The sequence below is a fragment of the Pseudomonas sp. RC10 genome (assembly GCF_038397775.1).
Lineage (GTDB): Bacteria > Pseudomonadota > Gammaproteobacteria > Pseudomonadales > Pseudomonadaceae > Aquipseudomonas > Aquipseudomonas bambusae.
The window spans coordinates 5,238,379-5,254,543 of record NZ_CP151650.1; the positions used below are offsets into that span (position 1 = coordinate 5,238,379).

Below are 16,165 nucleotides of genomic sequence, written 5' to 3' on the forward strand. Positions count from 1 at the left end.
GAATTCGCTCCCGCAGGGGGGCGTGTTTCATTCAGATAAACAGGGCCATCCAGCGATGTGAACACCGCGCATTACATGCCTTTCCGTGCGATATCAGCCCCCGCCTGCACTGCGCGGCCTATCTGCTCTTCAAACCCTGCCTCGATCAAGCTCTGCAACCCCGCGGCCGTCACGCCTTTGTACGCCACCAACGCATCAATCATCCCTTGCGGATCGTGATTGGCCAGCAATTGACTCGCCGACACCACCACTCCTTTCGCCGCCTGTCGTGCGACGTCTTCAGGAATGCCTGCGATCACCGCTTGCCGCGTCAACGCCGTCATCAACAGCGCAGGAAACGCCGGCCCGGTGCCCGACAGCGCACTCAAATAATCGATGCCGTCTTCCGTCGGCACCCGACTGGCTGTGCCCACGCACTCCAACAGCCCCTGAATGAACGCCACCTCAACCGAGCCCAACGTTTGCGCGCAATGCCAAGGCGTGAACGACTGGCGGATTTCAATCGCCGCATTGGGCATCGCACGAACAATGACGGAGGCCCCGGTCGCGGCACTGATCGCCTGAGACGTGACACCCGCCATCAGCGAAATCACCCGCTTGCCAGCTGCCTGAATGTTCAGTGCCTTGAATTGCTCGGGGCGCACGGACAGGATCACCACATCGCTGGCCTCCACCAACGCCTGATTATCGGCCAGCACCCGCGCGCCGGTGTTCGCCAGCGGGTGATTACCCGAGCGGTTTGAGACGATCAATTGATCTGCCGGGATGAACCCCGTGTCGAGCAAGGCCTGCGCCAATCCTCCACCCAACCAGCCCGTGCCGCCGATGATGCCGATGCGTTCAGTTGCCATGGGCGGTCTCTTCGAAGGTCTCGGCGAGGGGTACGAATTCCCCCGGTTCTTTTTCGGCGTAACCGAAGGCGCCATAGAAACGGTCCAGCTCCCGTCGTTTCGGGGCCTTGCCGGTAAAGATCGCCACGTAATGCGGGATGCGTCGGAAACGCTCGGTGATGTCTTCGCTGGTCTTCATCGAGATGTAGCCGATCTGCGTCAGATAAATCGTTCGCGCTCGTGTGTCAGCGGCGTCGGGGTCGTAGCCGAAGCGGCGGAACATGGCCGCCAGTGCGTTGATACGTGAGTCGTCCGCAGCGGCGATTTCCGAGGCCACTTCCTCGGACTGCAAGGCCCAACTGCGCACCGCGAATTCGAATTGGGAATCGAACAGCTCGGGGTTCAGCCAGCATTCAAAAACGTTGAGGATCGCTTCGGTGATGTTTTCGGCATACCCTTCGGACTGCTTGACCATGCCGCCGGTGTTGTTGTCCTTCCAGCGGGCCAGCAAGGCGGCCAGCAATTGTTCGCGGTCCTGAAAGAACCAATAAAAGCTGGTGCGGGAGAGGTTCAGGCGCTTGGCCAGCGGCATGACGCGCACAGCGTCCACACCGGACTCCTTCAAGGCGTCGTAGGCAGCTTCCAGCCATCCTTCCGGCGAACCGCGCCAGCCGGAGTCCTGGGATTTGCCTCGTTCCTTGCCTGTTACCGACATCTGATGTCGCCTTTGTTCGATTGTGAGTGAATGAACTGTACGCCCCCGCTTCTTTGATGTACATCCGTGTACATTCGAATGACGCTGTGTCAATCACCCCGCATCTGGCGCGCTTATGCAGTCCGACTCTCCCCCTCCAGCAGCGCCGCTAAAAGAAGAGCCCTCGAAGAAGGTCAAAGGCTACCGACGCCTGATTCCTTCAATGACGGCGCTGCTGGTGTTCGAGGCTGTCGCCCGGCTCAGCAGCTTCACCCTCGCCGCGCAGGAATTGGGGGTGACGCAAGCGGCGGTCAGCAAGCAGATTCGCTTTCTCGAAGAAACCCTCGGCACGCGCCTGTTCCATCGCTTGCACCGGGCGATCAAGCTGACCAGCGAGGGCTACACGCTGTTTTCGGTGACGTCCGAATCTTTGCAACGGGTCGCGGGGGTGTTCGACAAGATTCACGAAGGCATCAGCGAGCAGGAAATCGTCCTCGCCAGCACTTCGGCATTTTCCCAGCTGCGGATTCTGCCGCGCCTGGGCACCTTGCGACGGGAGCAACCGAACCTGCATTTGCGGTTGGTCACCCACATGCTCACCCCGGATTTGCGCAGCGATGACATTGACCTGGCCGTGCGTTACGGCGACGGCAAATGGGACGACGGCACGTCGATTTTTCTGCTCGACGAAGAGGTGTTCCCAGTGTGTTCGCCGGGGTGGCTCGCGACCCACACCGCGCCAGTTTCGGCGGAAGACTTCATGCACGTGGAGCTGATCGACTCCGACGCCACGCTGGAAGGCTGGATGACCTGGAACGGCTGGTTCAAAGCCTTGGGCGATGAGCGTCCCCGCCTCAAATACGCCCTGCGTTGCAGTTCCTACACCGACACCATCCAGGCTGCATTGCAAGGGCATGGCGTGGCGCTGGGCTGGAACCGGCTGCTGGAACCGTTGCTGGCCCGAGGGGATTTGGTGCGACTGACGTCCTACGTGGTCAGGCCCAAGGATGCCTATTACGTGGTGGTGCCCAACGGACGCAAAGCCACGCCGTTGGTGCAGGGATTGGTGGAGTGGTTGCGCGGAGACGCCTGACACCTTGCCCTGTAGGAGCGCGCTTGCCCGCGATAGCGAACTGTCTCATACGCCTGTGTCAGCCCGCCTGCCGGGTTCGCCAGCAAGCCGGCTCCTACAGGTTTTGCGTGTGGCAGAGGTCTTGGGCTTGACCCAATTCCTGTGGGAGCAGCCGGAGCTGTGCGACGGCCGCGAAGGCGATGCATCAGACAAAGATTGGCGTCCGACTTTCCGATTGACCTCCCATAACTTCCAGCTATGCGAACCTGAAAATATAGCGCGTTGACGCTTTTTTCTGCCCTCTCGATACTGGGCTCATCGAACACATCCCCTTATAAGATCCAGCCTCTGAGGTGCAGTCATGAGCATTGCCGCCGTCGAATCACATCGCCAGTTAGTTGCCACGCGAACGCCCGGTCATGGCATGAACGGCGCGTTATTCGGTCGTGAAGACATCTTTGAGAACGATGTCCATATCTTCTTTAACCAGCACTGGATATTGGTCGGTGTGACGGCGGATATTCCCGAGCCGGGCGATGTTTCGACCATCGACATTGGCAAATCCTCGATCCTGCTGGTACGCGATGACGACGAGCAGATTCAGGCGTTTCGCAACGTCTGCCGCCATCGCGGGGCACGGTTGAAACCGGCGGGCAAGTCCACGGTGGGGATGTTGGTCTGCCCTTATCATCAATGGACGTACGACCTGGACGGCAGCCTCAAACATGCCGCGCACATGGGCAAAGACTTCAACGCCAACTGCAGAAGTTTGATTCCCGTTCATACCAAAGTGGTCGGCGCACATATATTCGTGTGTCTCGGCGAACAACCGCCGGAAGATATCGCGCACCTTGAACAGACCATGAGCCCGCGGTTCGCGCCGTACAACATGACCCACACCAAAATTGCCCATGAATCGGAAATCGTCGAGAACGGCAATTGGAAACTGGTGATCGAGAATAACCGCGAGTGTTATCACTGCGCGGGCACTCACCCGGAACTCACCGCTTCATTCCTGCCGGAAGACTTCGGTTTTTGCGCAGATGGCTTGAGCGAAGAATCCCTTAAAGCCCTGGACGAATACGAACAGCGCAACGCCGCCGCGAAGAAAAGCTGGGAGGACGAAGGCTTCGTCTGCGACGCCGTCGAGCATCTGGACGCGGACGCCGTGACGCAATTTCGTACGCAGCGTTTGGTGATCGCTGGCAATGGCGAATCGCAAACCCTCGACACCCGCGTCGCCTGCACCAAGCTGTTTGGCGACCTGACTCGCCGCGACCTGGGCGATGTGCACCTGTGGACCCACAACTCCTGGACTCACGTCATGAGCGATCACGCAGTGATTGCCTACATCATTCCACTGGAACCGGGCAAAACCCTGGTGCGCACCAAATGGCTGGTGAACGCCGACGCCGTGGAGGGCGTTGATTACAACGTCGACAGGCTGGTGGAGGTGTGGAACGCCACCAACCTGCAAGACGCCGATCTGGTGGCGATCACCCACAGCGGCACGCAAGACCCTGCGTATTCGCCCGGCCCGTTTTCGGCGTTCACCGAATCCTACGTCGATCAGTTTTCGCGCTGGTACGCCGCGCGGCTTGCGGCCCACGGTGTGTGAGGAATGATCATGACCCGATTCGAGACATTGCCTACCAACTTCGGTAACGCGTCTTCGCAGCAACGCTTCACCGACGCAGACACCTGGGGGGCGTACGGCGCGCAATGGAACAGCGGCGAGCAGAAAAACCTGCTGTGCTGCGACGTGCGCGACGAAACCCATGACGTGAAGACTTTTAGCTTTCGCTGCCCGGACTTCAACGCGCTGAGTTTCGAGCCGGGCCAATTCATCACGATTTCGCCGGTCATCGCCGGGCAGACCATCGCCCGTTGCTACACGCTGTCGTCATCGCCCACGCGGCCTTTCTCGTTCTCGATCACGGTCAAGCGTGTGCCAAACGGGGTGGTGTCGAACTGGCTGCACGACAACCTGCGAGCAGGCGATACGCTGGGGGCTTCAGGGCCAGCAGGCAGTTTTACTCCAGTCGGTCATCCCGCCGCCAAGTTGCTGTACCTGTCGGCGGGGTCGGGCGTGACGCCGTTGATGTCCATGACCCGCGCCGGTTTCGACCTGTCGGCGCAGCTGGATGTCGTGTTCGTGCACAGCGCGCGGACGCCCGTCGATATCGTCTTTCACGACGAACTGACCCGCATGCAGGCGTTGATGCCCGGACTGCGGGTGCTGAATGTGTGCGAGGGCTTGGGGGCCGACGTGGACTGGAAGGGTTCGGTCGGTCGCTTGAGTCTGGAACAGCTGAGTGAGGCTGTGCCGGATTTCAAGGAACGCGAGGTGTTCACCTGCGGGCCGAAGGGCTACATGGACGCGGTGAAGGCGCTGCTGAAAAACGGCGGTTACGATTTCGCCCATTACCACGAAGAGAGCTTCGACATTGCGGCGCTGGTGGAAGAGCCGTTGATCGAGGCCGCCCCAAGTGTCGAGCAGGGCGAGAAGCTGTTCACCGTCACCCTGTCCCGCTCCGGCAAGACCTTCAGCATGCCCGCGACGCAGACCGTGTTGTCAGCAGCGAAAAAGGCCGGGGCCATCGTGCCGTCGTCGTGCAGCCAGGGTGTGTGCGGCACCTGCAAAACTTCGTTGCTGCAAGGGACGGTGGAGATGAATCACAACGGCGGGATTCGCCAACGGGAAATCGACAAGGGATTGCGGCTGTTGTGTTGCAGCAAGCCGACGTCGGATCTTGTGATTGATTTGTAGGTCACTGGACGATCCCGTCGGGCCTGCATGGGTCCCTCTGTGGGAGCGAATTCATTCGCGAAAAATGTGTCAGGCGATAGAGATGTGTGGCCTGCACGGGCGAATCGCGAATGAATTCGCTCCCACAGGGGCTCTGCGTACACCTGCCAGACCCCACGCGTTCAGCGCTCCCCCACCACCGCGCTCACATGAATCGCATCGTGTCGCCAATACTCCAGGTCGCAATCGATCAGCCGTCCGCGCTGGTCATGGTTGACCCTGGCAATGCGCAACCCCGGGCTGCCGATTGACACCTTCAGCGCCGCCGCGGCCTCAACAGGTAACGCCGTCGGCACCATCTCGAATCGCACCTGGCCGTAACGAATGTCGTAATGGCGGGCGTAGAGTTCGGTCAGGGACTGGTTCAGGTCGAAGTCCAGAATTTGCGGAAAATACTCGGGATTGAGGCAGTGCTCGACGTACAGCACCAAGCGCTCATCGATGCGTCGGGCGCGGCAGATCTGGATCACACTCGACAAGGCTGGCAGTTGCAGCAACCCGCAAATCGCTGCGGACGCAGGCTGCAATCGGGCAGAAATCACTTGGGTCGCCGGCACCCTGCCCTGCGCTTCGACCATCGCGTGGAAGTGGCTGCGGCGCATCAAGTCGTACGCGAGACGCGGGGGCGAGATGAACCAGCCTCGGCGCTCTTCACGGTAAATCAGCCCTTGAGCTTCCAGCTGCACCAGCGCCTCGCGCAAGGTAATGCGCGTGGTGTCGAAGACTTCGCTGAGTTTGCGTTCGGCGGGCAACTTGCTGCCAGGCGGCAACAGACCGTGTTCGATCTGCTCTTGCAGGGCATTGCAGATGGTCGTCACCGCACGGGGCACATCTTGGCGCATTGCGTTACCTATCTGGACTAGACCAGCGCTAATCGGGGGCAAAGCGTACCGCTCAAGAGCCCGCTTCAATCACCCAGAGCCTAGGCAGCCTAGATGACTGTTCCGTGACATTCCAGCGCGATCCGCTTGAAAAATCAGGCATTTAAAAGACATTAACCTTTTCAGATCAGCCACTTGGCCATGGTCTACGCTTATTCCACAGCCGTACCCCCTGCCTGGCGTCATTCAAGCAAAAGACGGTCCAGACACGAAAGTGTCATGAGGCTCGCCTAACTTGGCTCAGGTATTGCTGACCTAGACCAAACCATTAGAGACACCCACCCGCAACCACCGCTTCCCCGACCCTTTCCCAATCGAGGTCGAGAAGTGACCAAAGGAGCTTCGAATGAAACACCTTTTGCTGGCATCACTCCTGGGTTCGGCCATTGCGCTGAGCACATCGGCCATGGCCGCGGACACCGACCTTAAAATGCTGGAAGCTGCGGCCAAGACCGAAGGCGCGATCAACAGTGTGGGGATGCCCGATGACTGGGCGAACTGGAAAGGCACCTGGACTGACCTGACCGCCAAGTACGGCCTGGTGCACATGGACACCGACATGAGCTCGGCGCAGGAAGTCGCCAAGTTCGATGCGGAGAAAGACAACGCCAGTGCCGACATCGGTGACGTGGGTGCCGCGTTCGGCCCTATCGCTGTCACAAAGGGTGTGACCCAACCGTACAAACCGACCACCTGGAGTCAAATCCCGGATTGGGCGAAAGACAAGGACGGTCACTGGGCACTGGCCTACACCGGCACCATCGCCTTTATCGTCAACAAGAAGCTGCTGCACGGCTCCGACGTGCCGAAGTCCTGGGCTGACCTGAAAACCGGCAAATACAAAGTCACCATCGGTGACGTCAGCACCGCCGCTCAAGCCGCCAACGGCGTACTGGCCGCCGCCATCGCGATGAAAGGCGACGAGACCAACATCGCCCCGGGCCTGCAACTGTTCACCGAACTGGCGAAACAGAAACGCCTGGGCATCAACAACCCGACCATCCAGACCATGGAAAAAGGCGAAGTGGAAGTGGGCGTGGTGTGGGACTTCAACGGTCTGAGCTACAAGGCCAAGATGGCCAATCCGGATGACTACGTGGTGCTGATCCCGTCCGATGGTTCGGTCAAATCCGGCTATACCACCATCATCAACAAATACGCCAAGCACCCGAACGCGGCCAAGCTGACCCGCGAATACATTTTCAGTGACGAAGGCCAGATCAACCTCGCGAAGGGCAACGCCCGTCCGATTCGCGCTGAGACCGGCCTGAAACTGCCGGAAGAAATCGCGAAAAACCTGATCCCGTCCGAGCAATACGTCAAGGCCAATCCGCAGCCGATCAAAAACGCAGACGCGTGGGAAAAAACCTCGAAAGCCTTGCCGCAGCAGTGGAACGAGCAGGTCATCGTAGAGCTGCAGTAAGCCCCCAGTGGCGCTTCAGGGATGAAGTGCCATGTGTAACGCCACACGTCCCCTGTAGGAGTGAGCTTGCTCGCGATGAGGTTCGTCCAGAGACCTCAACAGAGCCTGACCCACCGAGATCGCGAGCAAGCTCACTCCTACAGAAAATCGGTGTCAGGTCTGCTGTAGAAATACAGAACCCCAGCCCCCCCTCCCGGAGCGCGCATGAAACACAACGTCATCCTCATCCTGCTGGACGGCCTAAGTTACAGCGTGGCGCAGCATGCGATGGGGCATCTGTTGGCGTACCGGAATGCAGGTCGCGCCGCGCTCTATAAGCTGGAATGCGAGCTGCCTGCCCTGTCCCGCCCCCTTTACGAATGCATCCTGACCGGCGTCGCGCCTATCGACAGCGGCATCGTGCACAACCACGTTTCCCGCCTGTCCAACCAGCGCAGCGTCTTTCACTACGCCGCAGCCGCCGGGTTGAACACCGCCGCAGCGGCCTATCACTGGGTCAGTGAGCTGTACAACCGCAGCCCTTTCATTGCCTCTCGTGATCGCCACACCGACGACGTCGACCTGCCGATCCAGCACGGTCATTTCTATTACGTCGATCACTACCCCGACTCCCACCTGTTCGACGATGCCGAGCATCTGCGAACCGCGCATCAGCCGAATTTCCTGTTCATTCACCCGATGAACATCGACGACGCCGGGCACAAGCACGGCCTCGACACCCCGCAATACCGCAACAGCGCGCGCTCGGCCGACATCATCCTCGCCGAGTACCTGCAACGCTGGCTCGACGCGGGTTACCAGGTGCTGGTGACCGCCGACCACGGCATGAACAACGACCGCTCCCACAACGGCATCCTGCCGGAAGAACGCGAGGTGCCGCTGTTCGTCATCGGCGACGCGTTCAGCCTCGACCCCGGCGCGCAACCGAAACAGACCGAGATCTGCGGCACCGTCTGCGAGCTGCTCGGCGTGCCCCACGACAAACCCGTCTGCAGAGAGGTGCTCAAGTGAATTCACAGAGTCGCGGCAAATGGCTGGGGCTTTTGTGCCTGGTGCCGTTTGCGATTTTCTTCATCGCGTTCCAGATCGCGCCGCTGGCGTGGGTCGCGATCAACAGCCTGCATTCGGACGTCGGCTGGGGCGTCGACAACTTCGTCAAAGCCTTCAACTCGCGCTTCTACCGACAGGCCATGCAATACAGCCTGGAGATCAGTTTCTGGTCGAGCCTGATCGGCATCGTCATCGCGATTCTCGGCAGTTATTCGCTGCGCAAAGTCCCCTCGCGGTTGCGGGATTTCGTCAGTGCCTTCGCCAACATGACCAGCAACTTTTCCGGCGTACCACTGGCCTTCGCCTTCATCATTCTGCTGGGCTTCAACGGCGCACTGACGCTGATCCTGAAGCAGGCCGGGATCATCGATGACTTCAACCTGTATTCGAAGACCGGCCTGATCATCCTCTACACCTACTTCCAGATTCCCCTCGGCGTGTTGCTGCTGTACCCGGCGTTTGATGCGCTGCGTGACGACTGGCGCGAATCGGCGTCGTTGCTCGGCGCCAGCGGCTGGGATTTCTGGCGGCACATCGGCATTCCGGTGCTGACCCCCGCCCTGCTCGGCACCTTCGTGATCCTGCTCGCCAACGCCCTCGGCGCCTACGCGACGGTCTACGCGCTGACCACCGGCAACTTCAACGTGCTGCCGATTCGCATCGCTGCGATGGTGGCCGGTGACATCACCCTCGACCCGAACATGGCCAGTGCGCTGGCGATGATTCTGGTGGGCATGATGACCCTCGTGACCGTCGTCCATCAGTGGCTGTTGAAGAGGAGCTACCATGTCTCGCGCTGAACACGGCCCGGTCGGGCTCTACCACCGCGTGGTGGTGTACATTCTGTTTCTGATCCTGCTGGCGCCGTTGCTCGGCACGTTTGTGTATTCGATCGCCACCAGCTGGTCGGCGACCATTCTGCCCGCAGGTTTCACCTACAAATGGTACGTGGCGCTGTGGAGCGACCCGCGCTTTTTGATGGCCTTCGCGCAGTCGCTGCTGGTCTGCGTCGGCGCGTTGATCCTTTCGGTGGTGCTGGTTCTGCCGCTGTTGTTCGTGGTGCATTACCACTTCCCGAAACTCGACGCGCTGATGAACATCCTCATCCTGCTGCCCTTCGCGGTGCCACCGGTGGTGTCGTCGGTGGGGCTGTTGCAGCTCTACGGCTCGGGGCCGCTGGCGATGGTCGGCACGCCGTGGATTCTGATCGGTTGCTACTTCACCGTGGCCCTGCCGTTCATGTACCGGGCGATCACCAACAACCTGCAAGCGATCAATCTGGTGGACCTGATGGACGCCGCGCAGCTGCTTGGCGCCAGCACCTTTCAGGCGGCGTTTCTGGTGGTGCTGCCAAACCTGCGCAAGGGCCTGATGATCGCCCTGCTGCTGTCGTTCTCATTCCTGTTCGGCGAGTTCGTGTTCGCCAACCTGCTCGTCGGCACGCGTTACGAGACGTTGCAGGTGTACCTCAACAACATGCGCAACAGCAGCGGCCACTTCAACAGCGCGCTGGTGATCTCTTATTTCTTCTTCGTGCTGCTGCTGACCTGGGCGGCCAACCGACTGAACAAGGACAAAGACTGACATGAGCCTCGTCACTGTCGAAAACCTGCAAAAGAACTACGCCAGCACCGCTGTGTTCAGCGACATCAACTGCGTGATCAACCAGGGCGAATTCGTCACCCTGCTCGGCCCGTCCGGCTGCGGCAAGTCCACGCTCCTGCGCTGCATCGCCGGGCTGACGTCGGTTACCAGCGGGAAGATCTTTCTCGATGGCAAGAACATCGTCCCGGTGTCGCCGCAGAAGCGCGGCATCGGCATGGTGTTCCAGAGCTACGCGCTGTTCCCGAACATGAACGTGGAGCAGAACGTCGCCTTCGGGTTGCGCATGCAGAAGGTCAGCGCCGAAGAAACCCGGCAGCGCGTGGCTGAAGTGTTGAAACTGGTCGAGCTGAACGAACTGGCCAAGCGTTACCCGCACCAGATGTCGGGCGGGCAATGTCAGCGTGTGGCGTTGGCGCGCTCCCTGGTGACCCGCCCTCGCCTGCTGCTGCTCGATGAGCCGCTGTCTGCGCTCGATGCGCGGATTCGCAAACACCTGCGTGAACAGATTCGTGCGATCCAGCAGGAACTGGGCCTGACCACGATTTTCGTGACCCATGATCAGGAAGAAGCACTGACCATGTCCGACCGGATCTTCCTGATGAACCAGGGCCGGATCGTGCAAAGCGGCGACGCCGAAACCCTGTACACCGCCCCGGTCGACGCGTTCGCCGCAGGCTTCATCGGCAACTACAACCTGCTCGAAGCCGACGACGCCAGCCGCCTGATGCAACGCCCGATCAACAGCCGCGTGGCGATTCGTCCGGAGGCCATTCAACTGAGCCTCACTGGCGGGCTGGAAGGCGAAGTGCGGAGCCACAGTTTGCTGGGGAACGTGATTCGCTACCGCGTCGAAGCGCGCGGGGTGGAACTGGTGGTCGACGTGCTCAATCGCTCCGCCGACGACTTGCACCCGAACGGCCGCCGCGTCACCCTGAACATCGAAGCGTCGGCGCTCTGCGCCGTGTAAAGCAGCTGAGAGCTGCAAGCTGCAAGCTGCAAGCTGCAAGAAAAAGCGGAATCACCGCTGCTCTTACTTGCAGCTTGTAGCTCGAAACTTGCAGCTGCGCGCCGAACCCCGATAAACCCACACTGAAAAAAGGAGAGCGCGCATGGCCTTGGCCATCTTCGATCTGGACGAAACCCTGATTCACGGCGACTGCGCCAGCTTGTGGAGCGAGCAGATGGGGCGTCTGGGCTGGGTCGACACCGAGTGGTTCATGAAGAAAGACCATGAACTGATGGAGGCCTACAGCAAGGGCGATCTGGCGATGGAGGACTACATGGCCTTCAGCCTGGAGCCGATGATCGGGCGCACGCCTGAAGAGGTGGATTTCCTCGTCGGCCCTTGGGTCGAGGACTACATCGAACCGATCATTTTCAGCGACGCAACCCGCACCATCGCCGAACACCGGGCCAACGGCGACCGCATCCTGATCATCTCCGCCTCCGGCGTGCATCTGGTAAAAGCCATCGCCGAACGCATTGGCGTCGACGAAGTGCTGGCCATTGATCTGGACATCGCCCATGGCGTCTACAGCGGCAAGACCCGAGGCGTGCTGACCTACCGCGAAGGCAAAATCACGCGGTTGATGGAATGGCTGGATCAGGAAAGCGAAAACCTCGAAGGCGCGAGTTTCTACTCCGATTCGCGCAATGACCTGCCGCTGTTGCAGAAGGTGGATTTCCCCCACGTGGTCAATCCCGACTCGGTGCTCAAAGAAACAGCAGAAAAAGCGGGCTGGCCAATTCATCAGTGGAAATGACCCCTGTCGGGCTGTACTCGCGCAACGCGATACAGTCCGACAAGCGGTAGCAAAACCTGTCATTTATGACAGTAGGCAAGAATCACAATCCAGCGCTGAATGACTTCTGAGTATCCATCGACAGGAGTCAATCAGCATGAACAGCGTGCCCTTCTCCACCCCGTCCACGCCCAAACTGTTTCTGATCCACAACGCACTGAAAACCGCGAAAAAAAACGTGGAGATGCGCGTGTCGCTGGATGGAGACACCCTCATGCAAAAATCCATCGAGGTTGCGGAGTTGGAGCGAGGGTTTCCAATTGATTTGGGGAGCGATGCATCTGCACACACGCTGCACGAAATTCGCGTGCTGCTGGATGATGAGCTGTGCGTGCATACGTTTCTCAGAACAGGCGCATTGAAACGCGGAATCGAAGTTCGCCTACAGCCAATAGACCCAGGAAAAATCAACGCCAACGGCACCTATACGTTAGCGTTGATCGAACTGCAGATTCCCGGCGCGGTAGGGCCACTGCCAAGCCCTCCGGCCGATGCTGGGCAAACGCTATTGGGCATCAACCACGGGGCAGCGCTGGACAACTTCCCGCAGCATGGGCTGCAGCTCTACATCCCCGCCTGGCAGCAGATGAACACCGGCGACGGTGTGGCCGTGCGGCTGGACGGCAAGACTGTACAGACCGAGACGATCACTGCTTTGGAAGTGGGCCAGCGCGTCACCACGTTCGTCGAAGCCAGGCACCTGACGCAGGCGCCTTTCAAGCACACCCTTGAATACATCGTCACACGCTTGGGCCAGACGCCGGATCCGTCTGCGCCAACGAACATTCTGGTCGAACTCGATCGTCCCGGCGGCCAGGATCAGAACGGCAGCATTCCGGGCCATTCCGAGCTGACATTCTCCCTGCCCGCAAACATCATCAGTGACGGCGTGGATGCGGAAGCGGCGGAAAAAGGTGTGCCCATCACCATTGACCCTTATCCCAACATGGCTGAACTGGACGTGATCAAACTGTCCTGGGGCGGCCGTTTCATTACCCATACCGTCACTGAAGCCCAAGTGGACCAACCGGTAGTGCTCACCGCTACCAAAGAGGACATCCTCGCGGCGGGCGATTCCGGGCTCAATGGTCTTGCCGTCACCTATGAGCTGTATGACGTTGTCGATAATCGCTCTGAAGACTGGGCGGCTGAAACCCGGATCGTTGTCGATGCTGGCAACTCGCGCCTGAGCAGCCCCTTCATCAAAGAGGCCGTCAATAATGTGGTGGACCTCGATACGCTCGGAACACAACCCGCAACCGCGCAAATCGTCGCCATGTCCAAAAGCGGCGTGCTCAGCGATGAAATCAAGGAGCTGGAGGGACAATTTCAGGCATCGACTACTCCACAGTCATTGGGCAAAGAAACACTCAAGCATTTGTCGACCCTTGCCGCGGATTTCAACCCGGGCGACAAGATCGTGGTGACGATGCGAGGCACCACAACCGAGGGCACTGAGGTGAGCTATACGGCGCCTGAAAAAATCGTGGACAACTTGCCATTCATTTACGAAGTGACCATTCTCAATGCCCAAGTGCGCAAACTGGCAAAGACCCAGGCGATATTTTCCTACGTTGTGAAGCACGCCGCCGGAGGTGAGTCAAAATCCCGGGGCGCGTTCATCAGCATCGTCGGTGAGGCCACCCGTCTCCCAGCCCCCATCGCCAAGGATGCGGCCCAAGGAGCTATTGACCCGGACTTGCCAAGCACCCGCGTCGAGGTGCCATGGGACAACACACTGGTCGCCGGAGACATGGTGACCCTGAAATGGCTCGGCACGCGCCCGGACACCGGCATCTACGATCCCGCCATCGAGCCCTGGTTCATCAGCGGCGGCGATGTCGCCGCCAAAAAGCCGCTGGTCTTTGTCGTGCAGGGAACGCACCTCAAGGCCATTGAGGGGGGCACGCTGCAGCTGTATTACCTCTTCGAACAAGAAGCGAACGGCACGATCCTTACCCGCGAATCGAATCGCACCCAGACCTTGGCCGTAGGCGCGCCCCGCAACGAATTGCCTGCGCCGACTGTGGAGAATGTCGTCGATGGCGTGATGGACCCTGACTTGGGCAGTACCAAGATGGTTGTCCCCAATTACCCCGGCAAGGCGAAAGGCGATCAGATCAAAACCACGTGGAAAGGCAGCGCGAGCGGCATCCTTAACAATGGAATGCCGGTGAACGACAACAACCTGGCAGATCCCATCGGCTTCACGGTCCCTGGCAGCGCGATTAAGCCCAACGATCAAGGTACGGTGGACGCCTCTTATGAGGTGCTGCGCGCAGAAACCGGATCTGAAGAAGAGCGCAAGACCAGTTATTCGGATATCAACCGCTTCGACGTGGGCGAGGCGACCCTTGCTCCGCCAATCATCACCAAAGTGTCGGAAACAGGAGGTGACGAGATCCCCGAAGGAGCTACGCGGGTCGCCACCAACGTGACGCTCCAAGGCTCCGCAGCACCCGGGGAGCAGGTCGAAATCAGGGATGGCAGCGCGTCCAAGGGCAATGCCAAGGCCGACGCAGACGGCCTATGGGAAAAGGATTTGCCAGGGTTGAGTTTTACCCTCCATACCCTCACGGCCAAAGCGCTCTATCAGGAGGGTGAGGTATCAGCGGCGCGAACCTTTACGTTGACGCGAGGGTTCGTGCCGACTATCGACAGCCTGGCTGACTCGAACGGCAACCTCCCACAAGGAGGCTATACGGTCGATGGCACCGTCACCGCGAAGGGAAAAGTCAATGCGGGCAGACAGGGCAACCTACGAGATAACGGTCAACACAGATACATCGTCAAAGGCAATGATGCAAATGAGTGGACAGCCACTATCGATAAACTGGCAGTGGGGCCTCACGTTTTTAAGGTTACTGCCATGTACAGTGATGAACCTGAGTCCGCAGAATATACGTTCAACGTCGTGCAAGCGGTGGACCCGACCATCGCCAGCATCAAGGACTCCAAAGGCGTCGAAATCCCCGCCAACGCCACCACCTTCGATACCAGCGTGACGGTGACTGGCAAGGCCTCGCCCAACCAGACCGTCGATGTACTCGACGGCACGACCTCCAAAGGCAAACCCAAAGCCGATGCCAGCGGCAACTGGACTTTGACCATCACGGGTTTGAGCGCCGCGGCCCACGCCATCAAGGCCGTGGCGCAGTACGGCAGCAACCCGGCGTCGGCAGTGCGCAACTTCACGGTAGCCGCTGCGGTTACGCCCACCATCGCCAGCATCAAGGACTCCAAAGGCGTCGAAATCCCCGCCAACGCCACCACCTTCGATACCAGCGTGACGGTAACTGGCAAGGCCTCGCCCAACCAGACCGTCGATGTACTCGACGGCACCACCTCCAAAGGCAAACCCAAAGCCGATGCCAGCGGCAACTGGACCTTGAGCATCACCGGCCTGAGTGTCGCGGCTCACGCCATCAAGGCCGTGGCGCAGTACGGCAGCAACCCGGCGTCGGCGGTGCGCAACTTCACGGTAGCCGCTGCTGTTACGCCCACCATCGCCAGCATCAAGGACTCCAAAGGCGTCGAAATCCCCGCCAACGCCACCACCTTCGATACCAGCGTGACGGTAGCTGGCAAGGCCTCGCCCAACCAGACCGTCGATGTACTCGACGGCACCACCTCCAAAGGCAAACCCAAAGCCGATGCCAGCGGCAACTGGACCTTGAGCATCACCGGCCTGAGTGTCGCGGCTCACGCCATCAAGGCCGTGGCGCAGTACGGCAGCAACCCGGCGTCGGCGGTGCGCAACTTCACAGTCATTGCCGTCAAGGCGGTCGCCATTACCGACGTCAAGGACTCCAAGGGAACGAGCATCCCCGACGGCGGGACGACCACCGACACCAGCGTGACGATTTCAGGGACGGTGACGTACACATCCTGACCCAGAGGTGTCCTCAAGTGACAGAGCCCACGCCTCCGCGTGCCTCTGTCATCCGGGCACATCACGGTCTGCGCACGCCCGAAGGGATCAGAAACCTCGAAAGGACT

Annotated in this window: 13 protein-coding genes; 10 read left to right on the forward strand and 3 right to left on the reverse strand. The window is 59.9% G+C overall.

All coding sequences use genetic code 11. The annotated features are described in order from the left end of the window. Nucleotides 1-71: 71 nt before the first annotated feature. Together AAEO81_RS23790 and AAEO81_RS23795 are read right to left on the reverse strand one after the other, a co-directional pair. The gene (locus AAEO81_RS23790; RefSeq protein WP_341959482.1) at nucleotides 72-851 is read right to left on the reverse strand and encodes a pyrroline-5-carboxylate reductase dimerization domain-containing protein; all 780 of its coding nucleotides are present in this window, start codon (nucleotides 849-851) and stop codon (nucleotides 72-74) included. Further along, on the reverse strand, nucleotides 841-1,545 hold the full coding sequence (locus AAEO81_RS23795) for a TetR/AcrR family transcriptional regulator (RefSeq protein ID WP_341959483.1): 705 nt from the start codon (nucleotides 1,543-1,545) through the stop codon (nucleotides 841-843). Before AAEO81_RS23795 ends, AAEO81_RS23790 begins: the two co-directional genes overlap by 11 nt. A 115-nt stretch (nucleotides 1,546-1,660) precedes the next feature. On the opposite strand from AAEO81_RS23795, the gene AAEO81_RS23800 reads away from it, so the two are divergent. From AAEO81_RS23800 to AAEO81_RS23810, 3 genes are all read left to right on the forward strand, one after another. Further along, nucleotides 1,661-2,617 carry a LysR substrate-binding domain-containing protein gene (locus tag AAEO81_RS23800; protein ID WP_341959484.1) on the forward strand — a complete coding sequence of 319 codons (957 nt, stop codon included), beginning with the start codon at nucleotides 1,661-1,663 and terminating at the stop codon, nucleotides 2,615-2,617. Between the two features lie 340 nt (nucleotides 2,618-2,957). Next, on the forward strand, nucleotides 2,958-4,214 hold the full coding sequence (locus AAEO81_RS23805) for an aromatic ring-hydroxylating dioxygenase subunit alpha (protein ID WP_341959485.1): 1,257 nt from the start codon (nucleotides 2,958-2,960) through the stop codon (nucleotides 4,212-4,214). Between the two features lie 9 nt (nucleotides 4,215-4,223). Beyond that, on the forward strand, nucleotides 4,224-5,366 hold the full coding sequence (locus AAEO81_RS23810; protein ID WP_341959486.1) for a hybrid-cluster NAD(P)-dependent oxidoreductase: 1,143 nt from the start codon (nucleotides 4,224-4,226) through the stop codon (nucleotides 5,364-5,366). A gap of 161 nt (nucleotides 5,367-5,527) precedes the next feature. Here the strand turns inward: AAEO81_RS23810 and AAEO81_RS23815 are convergent, their stop codons facing one another. After that, a complete protein-coding gene (locus AAEO81_RS23815) occupies nucleotides 5,528-6,247 on the reverse strand; it encodes a UTRA domain-containing protein (protein WP_341959487.1) in 720 nt (239 codons plus the stop codon). A 385-nt stretch (nucleotides 6,248-6,632) separates the two neighbouring features. Here AAEO81_RS23815 and AAEO81_RS23820 point away from each other — a divergent pair, with 385 nt between their 5' ends. From AAEO81_RS23820 to AAEO81_RS23850, 7 genes are all read left to right on the forward strand, one after another. After that, the gene (locus AAEO81_RS23820; protein ID WP_341959488.1) at nucleotides 6,633-7,709 is read left to right on the forward strand and encodes an ABC transporter substrate-binding protein; all 1,077 of its coding nucleotides are present in this window, start codon (nucleotides 6,633-6,635) and stop codon (nucleotides 7,707-7,709) included. A gap of 204 nt (nucleotides 7,710-7,913) precedes the next feature. Further along, complete coding sequence (locus tag AAEO81_RS23825; protein ID WP_341959489.1) at nucleotides 7,914-8,720, forward strand: alkaline phosphatase family protein; 807 nt, start codon at nucleotides 7,914-7,916, stop codon at nucleotides 8,718-8,720. Beyond that, a complete protein-coding gene (locus tag AAEO81_RS23830; RefSeq protein WP_341959490.1) occupies nucleotides 8,717-9,559 on the forward strand; it encodes an ABC transporter permease subunit in 843 nt (280 codons plus the stop codon). The genes AAEO81_RS23825 and AAEO81_RS23830 overlap by 4 nt, the downstream gene beginning before the upstream one ends. Further along, nucleotides 9,546-10,343 (forward strand): ABC transporter permease, encoded by a 798-nt coding sequence (locus tag AAEO81_RS23835; protein WP_166593383.1) that lies wholly within the window; start codon nucleotides 9,546-9,548, stop codon nucleotides 10,341-10,343. Before AAEO81_RS23830 ends, AAEO81_RS23835 begins: the two co-directional genes overlap by 14 nt. Before the next feature lies 1 nt (nucleotide 10,344). Next, nucleotides 10,345-11,331: an ABC transporter ATP-binding protein gene (locus AAEO81_RS23840; protein ID WP_341959491.1), complete on the forward strand. Its 987-nt coding sequence runs from the start codon at nucleotides 10,345-10,347 to the stop codon at nucleotides 11,329-11,331. A 142-nt stretch (nucleotides 11,332-11,473) separates the two neighbouring features. Then, nucleotides 11,474-12,127, forward strand: coding sequence for an HAD family hydrolase (locus tag AAEO81_RS23845; RefSeq protein ID WP_341959492.1), 654 nt, complete (start codon nucleotides 11,474-11,476; stop codon nucleotides 12,125-12,127). Nucleotides 12,128-12,263: 136 nt separating this feature from the next. Continuing rightward, a complete protein-coding gene (locus tag AAEO81_RS23850) occupies nucleotides 12,264-16,058 on the forward strand; it encodes a hypothetical protein (protein ID WP_341959493.1) in 3,795 nt (1,264 codons plus the stop codon). Nucleotides 16,059-16,165 lie beyond the last annotated feature (107 nt).

Coding starts and splice junctions, on each gene's coding strand:
- AAEO81_RS23790 (WP_341959482.1), bottom strand. CDS start 851: ATGGCAACTGAACGCATCGGCATCATCGGCGGCACGGGCTGGTTGGGT.
- AAEO81_RS23795 (WP_341959483.1), bottom strand. CDS start 1,545: ATGTCGGTAACAGGCAAGGAACGAGGCAAATCCCAGGACTCCGGCTGG.
- AAEO81_RS23800 (WP_341959484.1), top strand. CDS start 1,661: ATGCAGTCCGACTCTCCCCCTCCAGCAGCGCCGCTAAAAGAAGAGCCC.
- AAEO81_RS23805 (WP_341959485.1), top strand. CDS start 2,958: ATGAGCATTGCCGCCGTCGAATCACATCGCCAGTTAGTTGCCACGCGA.
- AAEO81_RS23810 (WP_341959486.1), top strand. CDS start 4,224: ATGACCCGATTCGAGACATTGCCTACCAACTTCGGTAACGCGTCTTCG.
- AAEO81_RS23815 (WP_341959487.1), bottom strand. CDS start 6,247: ATGCGCCAAGATGTGCCCCGTGCGGTGACGACCATCTGCAATGCCCTG.
- AAEO81_RS23820 (WP_341959488.1), top strand. CDS start 6,633: ATGAAACACCTTTTGCTGGCATCACTCCTGGGTTCGGCCATTGCGCTG.
- AAEO81_RS23825 (WP_341959489.1), top strand. CDS start 7,914: ATGAAACACAACGTCATCCTCATCCTGCTGGACGGCCTAAGTTACAGC.
- AAEO81_RS23835 (WP_166593383.1), top strand. CDS start 9,546: ATGTCTCGCGCTGAACACGGCCCGGTCGGGCTCTACCACCGCGTGGTG.
- AAEO81_RS23840 (WP_341959491.1), top strand. CDS start 10,345: ATGAGCCTCGTCACTGTCGAAAACCTGCAAAAGAACTACGCCAGCACC.
- AAEO81_RS23845 (WP_341959492.1), top strand. CDS start 11,474: ATGGCCTTGGCCATCTTCGATCTGGACGAAACCCTGATTCACGGCGAC.
- AAEO81_RS23850 (WP_341959493.1), top strand. CDS start 12,264: ATGAACAGCGTGCCCTTCTCCACCCCGTCCACGCCCAAACTGTTTCTG.